Here is a 15,993-nt window from a genome sequence, read left to right on the forward strand (position 1 = left end):
ATTTTATAATTCATAATTTATCATTCATAATTCAGATGACAGTTGTTTCCCTAGATGCTCTTGTATCTGGCGCACGTGCTGGAAAACTTGTTAGCTTTCCAACAGACACAGTTCCTGCTATAGCATCCTTACCTGAAAAAAGCTCGCTAATCTATGCTGCCAAGCAACGAAGTCGCGAGAAACCTCTGATATTAATGGCTGCTCGTGCGGATGAAGTTTGGGCATTTACTCGGGGTAGTGATGAAGAGTATGCTATTTGGCGCGAAGTGGCAACACAGTATTGGCCTGGAGCACTGACTTTAGTACTACCAGCTTCAGAACTCGTACCAAGAGTCATGATTTCTAGTAGCGATCGCGATGCCAACGAGTACGCTAATCAACTCAGTCACTCTGCTACAGTAGGAATACGGATTCCAGATCGTGCGATCGCCCGTAAGATTTTGGCACAAACAGGTCCGCTTGCTACGACTAGTATCAACTTATCAGGTCAGCCTCCTTTGCTAACAGTTAGCGAAATAGAAGCTCAGTTTCCCGATATTTTGAGTTTGGCAGCAACAGAATACGATACAGAATTACAAGGTACGGGTCTACCGTCTACTGTAGCGAAATGGACTGGAGAAAATTGGCAAGTCTTGCGACAGGGTGCTATAAAGATAGACCAGTGACCAGTGACCAGTGACCAGTGACCAGTTAGATAGTGAATAGTTTCTTTTGTTTTGTAAATAAATTTAGGAACTGGCACCGTATAAATAAAGGATTACTGATTACTGATTACTGGTCACTGATTACTGATTACTGGTCACTGAATTACTGGTCACTGATTATGAATTGGAGTAACTGGGTATACATAGGTATAGGAATAGCACTAGGATTTGGTATTCGCGGATTGTTAGCAAGGCGAGGGAAAACGTCTAGTTCATCCGCATTATTACCTCAAGAGGCTCGAAATGCGCCAGCGCTTTTACAACAAATGAAGCAAACACAAATGGCGTATTATATGGCACGAGAAATCAGCCAGTTTAAAGCAGGGTTTTTGGCAAGAACAACCCATGTTTTGCGATCGCCTCTTAATGGATTAATTGGGTTGCATCAATTAATTCTGTCTGATTTATGTGAAAATCCAGAAGAAGAGAGAGAATTCATTTCCCAAGCTCACGAGCGAGCCTTGAAATTGCTGAAGCTGATAGATGAAATTCTTAACGTTGCTAGGACAGAATACGGTACTAATAAATTAAATATTCAGCCTCTATCACTTGTTGATATTTTACAGCATCTTCATGAAATGACTTATATGCTGGCAGAAAATCGCAATTATCCCTTACTTATGTCCCTGCCAGATCCAGAGATTTACGTTTTAGCAGATCCTTACTGGTTGCGTTACGTTTTAGTCAATTTAGTAGAAAGTTGTATTGTTCAAATGGAGGAAGGAAGTCTTCGCATTTCTGCTGGTGCTTCTCCTACAGACAGTCGCGTTTGTATTTGGTTGGATGTACCAACTCATGCCATTCCCACACAAGAACAAATAGATTTGATAGCAACTGACGATAAATTTTCTCACCAAGAAGAACTTAAGTCTTCTCTATCGCCAGGAATGAAGCTACTACTCAACCAAACACTGATAGAAGTGATGGCGGGAAAGCTAGAAGTTTGTGCCTCTCCCGCCGATTGGAAACCTTTAGATAGTTACACAAGGCTACAAGTCTCTATCCCCCGTGTAATTCCTGAAGTAGAACTTCAGTCGTAGGAAGAGAAGCTAGACGATCGCTATTATGTAAAATCATTGTGGTAGTGGAATTCTTTTGAAAACCTATTCTTTCGTAAAAACGTTGTTGGTAAGTTGTCATCAAGTCAACGGCGCCACCCACGAGGGGATGGCGCTTGTAACTAGCCGAGAAACTCGACTGAAACATATGGCGCATTGACTGACGCCTGCTCCTCCGTCCCGAAGGTAGAGGAGAGAATATAGTCGTCTCGGACATTTTTAGCAGCATTTAAATCGGCATGAGTCTGGTGTCCGCAATTTTTACAGTGGAACCTAGACTTATGCCGATTTGTTCTTTTGATATGCTTACAAATATTGCACTTTTGGGAGGTGTAACGAGGATCTTGATGTACCACTCGTTTTCCCAAAACTTCTGCCTTATAAGCCAAGAACTGCTCTTGCTGATAGAACGCCCAGCTGCCCAACCATTTATTCATCTTCTTGCCCCTGAGTTGAGTGCGAATACTGGACAAGTCCTCAAGCACAAAAACCGCTATCCCCGGTTGGTTGGCTAGCTTTTTACTCACACAATGATTCGTATCCTTCATGAACCGCTTCTCGCGACCAGACATCGCTTTCAAGCGACGTTTAGCACTGCGAGTGCCTTTTTGTTGGAGATGACGACGATTATGTAAATAACGTCTTTGCACGGAGCGGATTTTAGAAGAACTAAAGAATTGACCATCACTGGTGACAGCTTGATGATACAAACCTCTGTCAATTCCTTGAATTTGTCCTTCTATTTGTTGTGGTGTTTCTGTCTCAAATACCAATCTTACCCAGAATTGCTTGGTTTGTTCGGTATAGGTAACAGTTGCACTGCCAAATTCCCAAGTTTCAAAAACTTCTTTGAAATAGTCAGGGACATCGAGAATTAAATTAACTCGCTTGCCAATACACGAGAGAGTTAATTGTTTTCCCCTAAGCGTCATTGTGCGCTTGTCATATCTAAGCCCTGATGTCGGTTTCTTTTTGGGAAAACTTTTAAATTTAGTGGCTTTGATTGCTTCGAGCGCATTGTCTCTGATTGTTTGCAGCAAAGCAGAAGGCACTTCATGCTACTGCACTCTTAACGAGTGATACAGTTCCTTGTGTGCCTTGTTTTTGTTGTAAGTCTTGTTAGCAATTGCCCAGTCAACGTGTGTGTTAAAAATTTCTGCACACTGGTTCATCAGTGGTAGAAATCTTTCAGATGGCAAGTTGACTGGGATGCTAACGGTGCGTTTCATTAACTTGATTGTCACGAACTAAGCTCTGAAAAAATGGCGGAACCCTATTACTGATATCCTGCACTACCCCAAGGGTTAATCAAGGGGCTTGAGGGTTCCGCCATTTTTTTTGATAGCAACACCATCTGACGTTGCTCTCGTAAAGCCAATTAGCCTTTCGCCGTTCCAAACACTAATTACTGGGTCGCTATTTTCCACAGCTATGGCTAAATCCTCAATGCTTCGACCTTTTGCCCAAAAAGCCGCTATCTCTAACAGTTGCTGTAGCTGAAAAAAGTCAATGTCAGACTTGCGATCGCTAAATCGTACCCGCTTGAGATTCATGAATTTTACTGACTACGAAAGTATATTTTATATCTTCACTTAAGTGTCTAGGATAACAGTAAAATTATATCTTAAGAATACTTAAAAAAAATTAATAGTTTAGAATTTAGCTGCAAACCCATTTCCAGAGTGGATGGCTTGAACCTTGTTGGCGAATTTGAAAAACCTGTTTTTCGAGACGTTGCTTTTCATGCTCCGGTATTCCAAATAAGATATTTCGACTTTGCCAAATCAAAACAGCCAAGGACATGCCAATACAGAAAGATAAACCTAAAGTAGACAATGGATGATAGTAAAGACCGTATCGCACAGCTACCCAAGTAAAGTATTGCCGCCACAAAACAATTTCTTCACGCAAATTCCACAAACAAACAGGTGCGAGAGTTAACCACAAAAAACAAACAAACAACCATCTAGCACCGACCTGAAGTTGGTGTAGTCTGAGTACTTGTTGAGCGAAACAGGGGTCGGTGTTGTCCATTTGTTGGTTGTTGGTTGGGGATTGGGGATTAGGGATTGGGGATTGGGATATCCAAGAAATAAATTATCCATCTTGTCGGACTCTATTTTGTGGGACTCTATTTTGTGGGACTCCATCTTGTGGGACGGGCGTCCTCGCCCGTTCTATGTTAAGTCGCGGGCGAGGACGCCCGCACTACAAGAGAAAATTGGATATTTTTTATTTGAAAGTCCCCTATCAACTATTAGAATCAAGCATCTACTGAGTCAGTGGGGGTTGTGACTACTGATTCGCCGTTGCGTTCTCGCCACAGGCTCAGAAGAGTACTAGCAATGAAAATACTGGAATAAGCTCCTGCTGTAAAACCAATGATTAATGCTAGCGCAAAATTTCTGAGTGTCTCTCCTCCAAAGAAAAAGATAGCGAGTAATGTTAGCAGTACGGTCAGTGTTGTGTTGATAGATCTCGCTAAGGTTTGATTGACTGCATCATCTACAATTTCTGCAAAGGAAAGATTGGGATTAATTTTGAGTGTTTCGCGAATGCGATCGTAAATTACTACAGTGTCGTTAACTGAAAAACCCGTAATTGTCAATAGAGCAACGATAAAAAGGCTATCAGCTTCCGTACCTGCAACCAAACCCAAAATTGAGAAAATTCCTACTGTAATTAACACGTCATGAAATAGAGCAACGATCGCAAACACGGCATAATCCAGTTGGAAGCGCACAGCCATGTAGATGACGATGCCAATGAAGGATATTACTAGAGCGATGATACCCGATCGAAATAATTCTTGCCCAACGGTAGGGCCAACAGTGTCAATTTGATTTTTCTGCGGGTCAAAAGCACCAATTTTCTCGCTGATAGCATTCTGTAGCTGAGTCCGTTGTTCGGGCGTTAAAGTTTTTGTCCGAATGAGAACACCATTGTCTTTACCCGTTTCCTTATCAGCAATGACTTGGATACTGCTATCACCCAATCCTTGGGCTTTTGCCACATCTCGAACCACATTAATATCGATAGGTGTAGCGCAGTTAGTTGCTTGAGAACAATCCCGTTCAAACTGCAAGCGCGTACCACCAACAAAATCGAGACTCGGACGCAGGGGAGAACCAATTTGCTGCCAGGAAATCACCATTGAAATGAGACCGGCAAGAATAATGAGGGAAGAAACAGTCCACCAAATCCCTCGTGATTTGTTAATACTGAGTTTCATTGAGCCACCTCTGCCTTATTTGTCACTGGCAGGTTCGGACAATAAAGTTCCGGTTTCCGCAGCGAGGGGAAAGAAATTACCAAAAACATAAATGTGCGACTACAGGTGATTGCTGTGAACATACTGACTGCCACCCCTAATGCTAGAGTTAGGGCAAAGCCTTTCACCAAGCCAGAACCCAACCAAAAGAGCGCCGCACAAGCAATCCATGTCGTGACGTTACTATCTAAGATACTGGAGAATGCTCGATAAAAACCGGATTCTACAGAACGATATAGAGATTTACCTGCTCGTAATTCTTCTCGAGTGCGTTCAAAAATTAGGACATTGGCATCAACTGCCATACCGATACTAAGTATAAAGCCAGCAATACCCGGTAAGGTTAGTGTAACTCCTAACAGCGCAAAAGCACCCCAACTTAGGAGAGAGTAAATTAGTAGCGATATATCCGCAATAACACCAGGTAGCCGATAGTACACTACCATAAATATTAATACTAAAGACAAACCACCAATACCAGCATAAATACTGCTTTGTATACTGTCCTTACCTAAAGTTGCTCCAACAGTTCGGATTTCCCCAATTTCTACAGGTACTGGTAACGATCCACCACGGAGTTGTACCCCCAAATCGTTCGCTTGTTGTGGGGTAAACCGACCTGTAATGACAGCCGCACCACCAGTAATACCAGCTGTAGCAAATTCTGGTCCTACAGTAGGAGCGCTAATAAGTTCGTTATCTAAGAAAATACCAATACTGCGTCCAGTACCCGCTAGTTTCTTTGTCAAATCGGCAAATAAATCTCCACCTTTAGGTTCGAAGCGAATGGCAACATTCCAATCATTGCCTTGAGTGGGTTCGCCGTAAGCATCTTTAAGGTATTTTCCAGTTAAAGGTGGATTTGTACTTTCAAATAATTCAGCAATAGCACTATTGTTGTTTTTTAACTCTTGTTGATTCTTCTCAATAGCAGCTTTATCTTTGCTCTTTCTCAGTTCGTCTTGCTTTGCCTTTAATTGAAATCTAGAAGCTTGAAGGGCATAGAGTTGAGTTTCAGTCTGAGGTTTTTGAGTGCGAAACTCTAACTGTGCCGTACCGCCTAGCACTCGTTCTGCTTGTTCTGGATCGTTCACCCCAGGTAGCTGCACTAGGATTTTATTTGTGCCTATCGTTTGAATAACTGGTTCGGAAACCCCTAAACCATTAATACGTCCTTCAACAACACTTTTTACAGCTGCCAGTTCTCTTTCAGTGATTTGCTGAATTTCTGGTGTTGTTTTCACCTCAATTGTTAGCTGCGAACCTCCGCGTAGGTCTAGTCCCAGAGGCACGGGAATAAGTGCTATCACCGTAATGGCGGCGACAACCATAATAAATATCAAGAATAGTAGCGATCGCTGTCTTTGCATACTCTCACTCGCTGCGACAAAGCTTATGATAGCGTTGTTTGATAGCGAATGGCGATTAGGAAGTGGGTATTAGGGATTGAGTCATTTTATACTTACCCAATCCCCAGTTCCCAATCCCCAATCCCTTCTATACGCGCATTGCTACCATTTTCTCAACAGCTTCAACGATTTGCTCTGGTTGAACAATTGTCAATCTTTCCAGAGTCCCATTGTATGGGGTAGGAATATCTTGAGAAGAAAGCCTTAGTACGGGTGCGTCCAATTCATCAAATAGACGGTCATTAATCGAGGCGATTAACTCTGCTGCAACACCTCCCGTTCTCATACACTCTTCCACAATAATTACGCGATGTGTTTTTCTTACAGATGCACCGATAGTATCAAAATCTAGTGGTTTAAGCGATATCAAATCGATTACTTCCGGATCGTATCCTTCTTTTTCTAAAGTTTTTACTGCCTGCATCACGTGATGGCGCATCCGCGAGTAAGTCAAAATTGTTACATCTTTCCCCTGACGTACAACTTCCGCTTTATCCAAAGGCAGAAAATATTCTTTTTCTGGTAAATCCTCTTTCAAGTTATAAAGCAAAACGTGCTCAAAAAATAATACGGGATTGTCATCGCGAATTGCGGATTTCAAAAGCCCTTTGGCATTGTATGGTGTGGAGCAAGCCACAATTTTCAAACCAGGAACGGCTTGGAAGTATGCTTCTAAGCGTTGAGAGTGTTCCGCCCCCAACTGTCTTCCTACACCACCGGGACCACGAATCACCATTGGAATTTTAAAGTTACCGCCAGAGGTATAACGCAACATACCAGCATTATTAGCGATTTGGTTGAAAGCAAGGAGCAAAAAGCCCATGTTCATACCTTCAACAATTGGTCGCAACCCAGTCATTGCAGCACCCACAGCTAAGCCAGTAAAGCTATTTTCAGCGATGGGAGTATCTAAAAGCCGAAGTTCTCCGTACTTTTGGTATAAATCTTTAGTAACTTTGTAGGAACCGCCGTAGTGACCGACATCTTCCCCAAGAACGAATACAGTTGAATCACGAGCCATTTCTTCATCAATGGCTTCCCGTAAAGCGTTGAAGAATAGTGTTTCTGCCATTAGGTTTTTCTTGAGATCTTGTCATTAGAATCTTATCGTGCATTGCTCACTATATTGGTGAGCAAACGCACGATAACAGTGAACAGTGACCAGTGACCAGTGACCAGTGACCAGTAATAAGTTATACCATTTCCCTTTTTTGGTGATACATCTAGCCCGGTAAGGGCATAAGGCCGCCGCGCCCCTACGACTAATGTATATATATCTTAATTTTTGTAAACTGGTATTAACCTCCATACTTCAAAAGGATTTGAATCATGAATCAACCTCTTTTTTTCCATAAATCAATTTAGGCACGAATACCCTCTACATAATTGATTACTGGTCACTGGTCACTGGTCAGGTGATTACTGGTCACTGTACATCAAGCTAGGCGTATCGGAAACTTGATTGACTTGGCTCATGGGGGAAGACTGACCGAGTGAATTTTCTGGAAACCTTCTAGGTCTTCCTGGTTTGCGCTTGTGTCGCTGATTGATAGATTTTTCACTAGCGGCGGCGAGTTCTTCAGGCGTGCATTTAAATAGTCGCAAAGCTTCTAAATATTTTTTTGGCGTCATCGTGGGTTCTGTACGTCCTGCTTCCCAATTGCGGACACTCGTTTCACTGATTGCAAGCCTGAAGGCAACCTCTGCACGACTAAGTCCCGCACGCTCTCTCAGGACTTGCATATCCATACCCCAATGCTCCCTTTTAAACTAAGTACTTATTTAGTAAATCAGTTGACGTATTAGAGCCAACTAAAGATTATTTATTAACTATATTATTTTATAATCTATTATCTCTGTATCTAACAAACGGGCGATTCTGTTATGTTGGCAACGAATTTGTAACAGTCATACCGTATAAGTTATCTGCTTGATAAGCCATTCGATACCCGTTATCTCATCCGTTGCCAAATGTGTTGTCCAATAAAGTCACTACTTTTGTAACCACCTTGCCGCATCTTTAGCATGGTAGGTTAATATCAAGTCAGCCCCTGCACGTTTGAAACCGATTAAAGTTTCCATAACTACACGTTGCTCATCAATCCAACCGTTCAGTGCTGCTGCTTTTACCATGGAATATTCACCAGAAACATTATAAGCAGCAACTGGTAAGTTACTAGCCTCTTTCACTCGCCAAATAATGTCCATGTATGCCAGGGCGGGTTTCACCATAAGCATATCAGCACCTTCAGCGATGTCTAAGTCAATTTCCTTAAGGGCTTCACGAGCATTACCGGGATCCATTTGATAAGTTCTGCGATCGCCAAATTGTGGAGCAGAATCTGCTGCATCGCGGAAAGGACCGTAATAAGCCGAAGCGTATTTAGCCGCATAAGATAAAATTGGCGTATCTTGGAATCCCGCTTCATCTAAACCACTGCGAATTGCTTGGACAAAGCCATCCATCATTCCAGAAGGAGCAATAATATCCGCACCAGCCTTTACCTGAGAAACTGCCGTTTTCTTGAGCAATTCTAAGGTCGGGTCATTTAAAACCCGTCCCGTCAAATCGCCTAGTTGCAAATAACCGCAATGACCGTGACTTGTATACTCGCACAAACAAGTGTCAGCAATGATAATCAAATCTGGCACTGCTTCTTTAACAGCCGTAGCAGCTTTTTGTACCATTCCACAATCGTGCCATGCACCCGTAGCATCTACATCTTTCTCTGCAGGAATCCCAAACAAAATAATTGCGGGAATGCCCAGGTCATAAACCTCTTTTGCTTCCTCCACAATTTTATCTATCGAAAGTTGGTAGACACCGGGCATAGATCTCACTTCATGAGCAATACCTTCCCCAGGAACAGCAAAGAGGGGATAAATCAGATCGTTTGTGGTGAGTACAGTTTCGCGTACCATGCGGCGTAGTTGTGGATGAGTACGCAAACGACGGGGACGATGAGTTGGAAACATAAAGTTTTGTAAACCGATAGATAAGGATAATGGACACAAAACAAAGCGTCACAAAGGCGAAGTCAAAACCTTGTGTAGTTAGGGACACTACAAAAAGCGCTTAACTTCCTCTGCCCTACGGCTGATGCTATTGTGGGGCAATTTTGTATTTTACAACTGGTCTATAAGCCTTAAATCTTAAAAGTTCTCGGAATTTCTTAACTGAAAAACTTATCAAAAATTAATAGTTATTTGTTACTGGTCATTTGTTATTGGTCATATGTACTTGTATTGTGTAGCAGGCGTAGGGTGGGCAATGCCCACCCTACAAATGTTTCAAAAATCAGATAGAATTCCCATACATACAAGACCAATTATCTATACGGATTCACCGATCGCTGGTCACTGGTCACTGGTCACTGCTAAACAATCCGAAAGATGTAGGGGTAGCGGAAAGCTGTTTCAGGATTGCTTAGAACATGAAAAAGCGCCCAAATTGTTAATCCCCAATGAACTAAGAACCACAAGAATCCGACAAAACCTAGTAAACCAAAGCTTGCTATAACTAACGCTCCAATGATAATTCCATACAACCATACGTTCAAGTGGAAATTGATAGCTTCTTTGGCATTCTCTTTAACAACAGGATCTTGAGTAGCAAACAGGATGATAATAGGCAGACCGATTGATACAAACAGAAAATTGAAGAAGATTGCTCCATGACACAGTGCTGATAAAATCTTTCGCGTGTCCGTGTCGTACATTTGTCACTCCCGTGTAACTATAGGTCATCAAGTGCTGAGGTTTGGATTCTAGTGACAAATAGCGAGTAGACTTGATATTAACGTTAAGGAACAAGCAATGAGTTTTGATGCTTTCATGTATAAATTCCACTCAGTAACTAGAACCCATTGCTCAACACTTATATAAAACCCTATCACAAGCATTGTTGTCTTAATATTAAAACACTCGCTAAAGTTGGAAAAAGTTTAGTTAAATTAAATTACAAGCATTGAACACATATGTCAACTGAACTCTTACCCGAACTGCAGACAGCAGTTGAAAGTCGCCGTAATTTTGCAATTATCTCCCACCCTGACGCTGGTAAAACAACACTGACCGAAAAACTGCTGCTGTACGGAGGTGCTATTCACGAAGCAGGCGCGGTCAAAGCACGACGAGCACAGCGCAAGGCAACATCGGACTGGATGGCAATGGAACAACAACGGGGTATTTCCATCACCTCTACAGTTTTACAGTTTGAATACCGCAATTGCCAAATTAATTTGTTAGACACTCCCGGACACCAAGATTTTAGTGAAGATACTTATCGCACTCTAGCTGCAGCTGATAATGCGGTTATGCTAATCGACGCTGCAAAAGGTTTGGAACCACAAACACGGAAGTTGTTTGAAGTGTGTAAGATGCGTGGTATACCTATCTTTACATTTGTTAACAAACTTGACCGTCCGGGAAGAGAGCCTTTGGAACTGTTAGACGAAATCGAGCAAGAATTAGGCTTGCAGACGTATACTGTTAACTGGCCAATTGGTATGGGCGATCGCTTCAAGGGTATTTTTGACCGTCAGCAAAAACAAATTCACTTATTTGAAAGAAGCGCTCATGGTAGTCGTGAAGCTGTAGATACAGTAGTCGAGCTAGGTGATGCCAAAATTGAGGAACTCTTAGAACAAGACCTCTACTACCAACTCAAAAACGATTTAGAACTATTGGAAGGCGTAGGACCAGAACTCGATTTGGAATTGGTACACCAAGGCAAAATGACACCAGTGTTCTTTGGTAGTGCCATGACTAACTTTGGGGTACAACTGTTCCTCAATTCCTTCCTTGAGTATGCCCTAAAACCCGGTTCGCATAACAGTACAGTAGGTGATATTCCACCAACCTATCCAGAATTTACGGGATTTGTTTTTAAACTGCAAGCGAATATGGATCCGAAACATCGCGATCGCGTTGCCTTTATCCGCGTTTGCACTGGGAAATTTGAAAAAGACATGACAGTCAATCACGCCCGTACTGGCAAAACTATTCGCTTATCTCGTCCGCAAAAATTATTCGCTCAAGAAAGAGAATCTATTGATTATGCGTATGCAGGCGATGTGATTGGCTTGAATAATCCTGGCGTTTTTGCCATAGGAGATACAATTTATACTGGTAAAAAATTGGAATATGAAGGGATTCCATATTTCTCACCAGAATTATTCGCGACTCTCCGCAACCCCAACCCTTCTAAATTTAAACAGTTTCAGAAAGGCGTTTCTGAATTACGGGAAGAAGGCGCTGTACAAATCATGTACTCAGTCGATGAGGCTAAACGCGATCCAATTCTAGCAGCCGTCGGTCAACTGCAATTTGAGGTTGTGCAATTCCGCTTGCAAAATGAGTACGGAGTAGAAACGATATTAGAATTACTACCTTACTCAGTAGCTCGATGGGTAGAAGGTGGTTGGGAAGCACTCAACTCAATAGGACGCTTGTTTAACACGACAACAGTTAAAGATAGCTTCGGACGTCCAGTGTTACTGTTCCGTAATGAATGGAATTGCCATCAATTACTGGAAGACCATCCTAATTTAAAATTGAGTGCGATCGCACCCGTCTTTTCTACACAGCAAGTTACTGAGGGTTAGTTGTTAGTAGGTAGGGCTATGCCGTACAAAAGTATTATGTGGTGGGCATAGCCCTACCTACTGAGATTTTTTTTATTTTTCCTACCAGCGTTAGAATAAAGTCTTAATCTGGGTATCTTAGGTAGGTAAAAGTGAGAGGATTCGTATGCCTTCACAATTTGAACCGTCTTTAGAGGCAGGTTTAAACATCCTGAAGCAAGGAAATTATCAGAGTGCGATCGCGACTTTAAAAGCAGTCGCAGCAAGAGAAGGCGACAGTCATGCAGGTTTACAAGCACAGATAGGGTTAGTTGTAGCACACACGCGCAGTGGAAACGCTCTAGAAGCACGAACTCTCTGTCAGATGCTCGCTCAAAGTCAAAATTCACAAGTCCGAGAGTGGGCGCAACGGACTTTAAAACAACTGACAAAATCAAGTCTTGGACAAGGGGACAAGGTAACACGAGAACCAAGTGAAATTTCTTCCCCTGCTACCTCTCCCCCAGCCCCTCCTCCTGTGGCTGTTAGAGAGTCAACAAAACCACTAACCGTATATTGGAAACAGTCACCAAGAGCGAAGTCTTGGCAACCTTTACAAAAGCTGAATTTAATTCCCTTTCGATTGCTGCAAGCTGGAACATTTATTGCTTTATTTTGGATAATGCGGGAATTGTTGATATTTGCGATGCATTTTATCAACAATACGTTGATGAACCTACCCTACCTTGAGCCAATACAATTGTTATATGCAGATCCTACACTTTTTCTACTCTTAACCTTGTTCGTTTTAATGGGTTTATCACCTTGGTTACTAGATGGACTTTTAACAAAATTTTATAGCCAAAGAGAATTGAACAAAGATGCTTTAAATAAACACAGTCCAGAAGCTGTTCGCGTGCTGCAACGGTACTGTCAGCAGCAAGGCTGGCAGTTTCCCAAAATGGGTATTTTACCTCTATCTGCTCCTATAGCGATCGCATACGGAAGTTTACGCCGCACTGCTCGAATTGTTGTCAGTCAGGGGTTGTTAGAGCAATTAGCTGAGGATGAAATTGCGACTATTTACGCACGCTCGCTCGGGCATATTGCTCATTGGGATTTTGTTGTGATGTCTTTAGTATTATTAGTGACAATTCCTTTTTATCTACTCTACCAACAAATTGCGATCGGGGGAGATAAGAGACAAATAAAATTTTTCCGAGTGATTTTGGCTTATGTGTCGAGCTTTGCCTATGGGATTTGGTATTTGTTAACTGGAACTTCTTTGTGGTTGTCTCAGCTTCGTCACTATTATAGCGATCGCATTGCTGTTGACATTACAGGTAACCCTAATGGTCTTGTCCGTGGATTACTCAAAATTGCCATTGGAATTGCTAGCGATATTCAAAAACAAGAACAGACTTGTTGGCAATTAGAAAGCTTAAATATAATGGCACCAGTCGGCTATCAACAAAGTATTTGCTTGGGAAGTATTGCTCCTCACACAACTTTTGAATCCTTTTTAATGTGGGATACTCTTAATCCTTATCGATGGTGGTTTATTTTTAATAAAACACATCCTTTGATGGGCGATCGCTTACAACAATTAACATCAATTGCTCGTCTTTTACGTTTAGAAACAGAACTAAATATAGAAAACCAAAAGCCTTTAAGAGTCAAGCGCCAATCCTTTCTTTTTCAAATTGCGCCTTTTTTGGGAATTCCTGGAGGTATTGTATTTGCCTTTCTCATTTGGATAGTTTGGCAAACTGCTTATGCCCTCAAGTTTTTAAACTTAAAGTGGATCTATGACAATACCTCTTATGTAACGGGTTGTTTGCTAATTTGCATTGGTATAGGCATTTTAATGCGGATAAACACTTTTTTTCCCGATATTGAGTCTGTAACCGCGCAAACTGATAACCGACTCCCGATTTTACTTGCTAATCCCGCTAGTCTTCCTGTGGATAGTACTCCGGTACGCCTTGTTGGTAAGCTTTTGGGACGTCGAGGTATTGGTAACTTCTTAGGGCAAGATTTAATACTGCAAACTAGCACAAGTCTCGTAAAATTACATCACCTTCCTCAAGTTGGGGAAGAACTTCATACTCAAGACTTAATTGGACGTAGGATTAGCGTTACGGGTTGGTTGAGAAAAGGAGCATTACCTTGGATAGATATTCAGACTTTGACAACTCAAAGTGGCAAAATTGTCAATAGCTATCATCCTATTTGCTCTATAATTCTGGCTATTGCTCTTAACGCTTGGGGAGTCTACGTGCTATTTAAGGGTTAATCAGTGACCAGTGACCAGTGACCGGCGATCAGTGTAAAGAAAAGTTGCGAAAAGTTTGGAGAAATGTTACATTTATTAACAAAAGCAGTTGCAACGGGCAAACTTAGTATCCTACTTAGTTACCTATGTGGCTGTAAAGCGCCGAGCTATTCCCTTTTTTTTCCCAACACAGCACAAAATCAGCCAGCCATTGGCTGGTTTTTGTTTCAAAAACCAAAAATAGTAGAAGAAAAAATGTATTTTATGCTACTATGCAATTATGCGCTCGCTGGAAATGTGTATCTTGAACTAGCTACGTGTAAAATAGCATGATAATGTAGGGAATGGTGTTGCATTCTTCGGAAATAAAAAGGTAACGAAGAAGTCCAGTGGCAGCTGTACTCTGTAAAATTCAAAATTTTTAGACTAAAGGTGTTATTGGCGTTGTGTACGCTCTCGTATTAAAGAAGCTCGATTTTGGTGAAAAACTCTATTGTATTGTTAATAGTTTGGAGTAAAAAGGTTGGTTTGTGGCAATGTTAGTGGATAGGATCGCTGCATCATCCGCAAACCAGCCCCTGTTTTTTGCCCGGTCGCGTTCATTCAAATGTCAAATCTGGAGGTATGTTTCATGTCCGTTCGCCTATACATAGGTAATTTGCCAAAAGAAGAAATAGATCGTCAAGAATTACAATCAGTTTTTGCAGCTGAAGGTGATGCTGTCACGACTAAGCTAATTAAAGACCGTAAAACTGGCAAATGCCGAGGTTTTGGTTTTCTAACTGTAAATAATGACGAGCAAGCAGACCAAATTATTGAAAAATACAATGGTTTCTTGTTCAAAGAATCCGCTATCAAGCTAGAGAAAGCTCTACCTCGAACTAAGGGTGGAGAAGAAGGTGGAGAAGAGCAACCAAGTGCGGCTAAAGCACCAAGTCAAGGTGGAAGTAGCCATGCAGCCCCCGTACAAAAAGAGGGCGGTAACCGTAGAGAAAAAAGCTCTAAGAAATCCCGTCGTGGCGGTTCTAGAGAGAGTGTTCCTACTACAGCATCTGGAAACACAGATGACACTATTCGTCCAGATCCTCGCTGGGCTAATCAGTTGGAAAAACTCAAGCAAATGCTGGCTGCACAAACTACAAGTTAGTTCTCTCTCTTCTCTCTCTAGCCAAATTGAAAATCAGATTTTGATTTTTAATTACTCAGAATCAGAATTGGTGAAACTATTTTTGCCATATGGTATAAAGTCCCTTAGCTATCTAGCTTTGGGAATCTTTTCACCAAATCGCGTGCGATCTATGCTAGCTCTTTCAGAGTCGCTCCGCTAATGTAGCAGAGCCTCTCTATCGCAGTTGTTGAAAAAACAGCGATGTTAACTGTTCTTTTATCTACTTGCTAATAGGCTTGCGTTCTGAACCTAGCATTCAATTAAAGTAGCTATTCAGGTGCTGTTTGTTTTACGGGTTAAAAAAACACTCAGTTTTCATCAACAGTCACGATAGCGAAACGCTGTAGCGTGAGGGGAGCAAATCTGACAGAGCCAGCACAGACCGCACTAGTTTAACTCAATTTGGGTCATCTGTTTTTCTCTTTGTTCTAACTGTTAGTGCTACTTTTAAGTCTCACATCTCTAACAAGATTGTGCAACTCTAACATCACCTAATTCGGTACTACCAATAGACAGTTGGTTTCCCTGAACGGTGAAGGCAATA

Annotated in this window: 13 protein-coding genes and 1 pseudogene; 5 read left to right on the plus strand and 9 right to left on the minus strand. The window is 41.8% G+C overall.

The features are described from left to right. Positions 1-35 precede the first annotated feature (35 nt). Positions 36-665, plus strand: a complete 630-nt coding sequence (locus ACKTT2_RS42210) for an L-threonylcarbamoyladenylate synthase (RefSeq protein ID WP_407897824.1) — start codon at positions 36-38, stop codon at positions 663-665. Between the two features lie 158 nt (positions 666-823). Then, positions 824-1,744: a sensor histidine kinase gene (locus ACKTT2_RS42215; protein WP_407897827.1), complete on the plus strand. Its 921-nt coding sequence runs from the start codon at positions 824-826 to the stop codon at positions 1,742-1,744. Positions 1,745-1,884: 140 nt separating this feature from the next. Here the strand turns inward: ACKTT2_RS42215 and ACKTT2_RS42220 are convergent, their stop codons facing one another. The 9 genes and pseudogenes from ACKTT2_RS42220 to ACKTT2_RS42260 form a co-directional block, all read right to left on the minus strand. After that, positions 1,885-2,814, minus strand: coding sequence for an RNA-guided endonuclease InsQ/TnpB family protein (locus ACKTT2_RS42220; RefSeq protein ID WP_407897829.1), 930 nt, complete (start codon positions 2,812-2,814; stop codon positions 1,885-1,887). A gap of 294 nt (positions 2,815-3,108) precedes the next feature. Next, positions 3,109-3,315, minus strand: a pseudogene (locus tag ACKTT2_RS42225) (GNAT family N-acetyltransferase); the annotation flags it as partial. A 106-nt stretch (positions 3,316-3,421) separates the two neighbouring features. Beyond that, entirely contained in the window at positions 3,422-3,796 is a 375-nt protein-coding gene (locus ACKTT2_RS42230; RefSeq protein ID WP_407897831.1) for a hypothetical protein, read from the minus strand. Positions 3,797-4,025: 229 nt separating this feature from the next. Next, complete coding sequence (secF, locus tag ACKTT2_RS42235; RefSeq protein ID WP_407897834.1) at positions 4,026-4,994, minus strand: protein translocase subunit SecF; 969 nt, start codon at positions 4,992-4,994, stop codon at positions 4,026-4,028. Further along, entirely contained in the window at positions 4,991-6,403 is a 1,413-nt protein-coding gene (secD, locus tag ACKTT2_RS42240; RefSeq protein WP_407897836.1) for a protein translocase subunit SecD, read from the minus strand. The genes secF and secD overlap by 4 nt, the downstream gene beginning before the upstream one ends. 127 nt (positions 6,404-6,530) lie before the next feature. Further along, the gene (locus ACKTT2_RS42245) at positions 6,531-7,514 is read right to left on the minus strand and encodes an alpha-ketoacid dehydrogenase subunit beta (protein ID WP_407897838.1); all 984 of its coding nucleotides are present in this window, start codon (positions 7,512-7,514) and stop codon (positions 6,531-6,533) included. Positions 7,515-7,861: 347 nt separating this feature from the next. After that, positions 7,862-8,191 carry a helix-turn-helix domain-containing protein gene (locus tag ACKTT2_RS42250; RefSeq protein WP_407897841.1) on the minus strand — a complete coding sequence of 110 codons (330 nt, stop codon included), beginning with the start codon at positions 8,189-8,191 and terminating at the stop codon, positions 7,862-7,864. 243 nt (positions 8,192-8,434) lie between these two features. Continuing rightward, positions 8,435-9,418: a porphobilinogen synthase gene (gene hemB, locus ACKTT2_RS42255; RefSeq protein ID WP_407897843.1), complete on the minus strand. Its 984-nt coding sequence runs from the start codon at positions 9,416-9,418 to the stop codon at positions 8,435-8,437. A 401-nt stretch (positions 9,419-9,819) separates the two neighbouring features. Then, entirely contained in the window at positions 9,820-10,161 is a 342-nt protein-coding gene (locus tag ACKTT2_RS42260; RefSeq protein WP_407897846.1) for a DUF4870 domain-containing protein, read from the minus strand. Between the two features lie 258 nt (positions 10,162-10,419). On the opposite strand from ACKTT2_RS42260, the gene prfC reads away from it, so the two are divergent. The 3 genes from prfC (at position 10,420) to ACKTT2_RS42275 (ending at position 15,428) form a co-directional block, all read left to right on the plus strand. Then, positions 10,420-12,048 (plus strand): peptide chain release factor 3, encoded by a 1,629-nt coding sequence (gene prfC, locus ACKTT2_RS42265; protein ID WP_407897848.1) that lies wholly within the window; start codon positions 10,420-10,422, stop codon positions 12,046-12,048. Positions 12,049-12,193: 145 nt separating this feature from the next. After that, positions 12,194-14,302 carry a M48 family metalloprotease gene (locus ACKTT2_RS42270; RefSeq protein ID WP_407897850.1) on the plus strand — a complete coding sequence of 703 codons (2,109 nt, stop codon included), beginning with the start codon at positions 12,194-12,196 and terminating at the stop codon, positions 14,300-14,302. Positions 14,303-14,912: 610 nt separating this feature from the next. Next, positions 14,913-15,428, plus strand: coding sequence for an RNA recognition motif domain-containing protein (locus tag ACKTT2_RS42275; RefSeq protein ID WP_407897853.1), 516 nt, complete (start codon positions 14,913-14,915; stop codon positions 15,426-15,428). Positions 15,429-15,993 lie beyond the last annotated feature (565 nt).

Origin of the sequence: Scytonema hankhaensis NUACC26, from assembly GCF_045865695.1 — a bacterium.
Lineage (GTDB): Bacteria > Cyanobacteriota > Cyanobacteriia > Cyanobacteriales > Nostocaceae > Scytonema.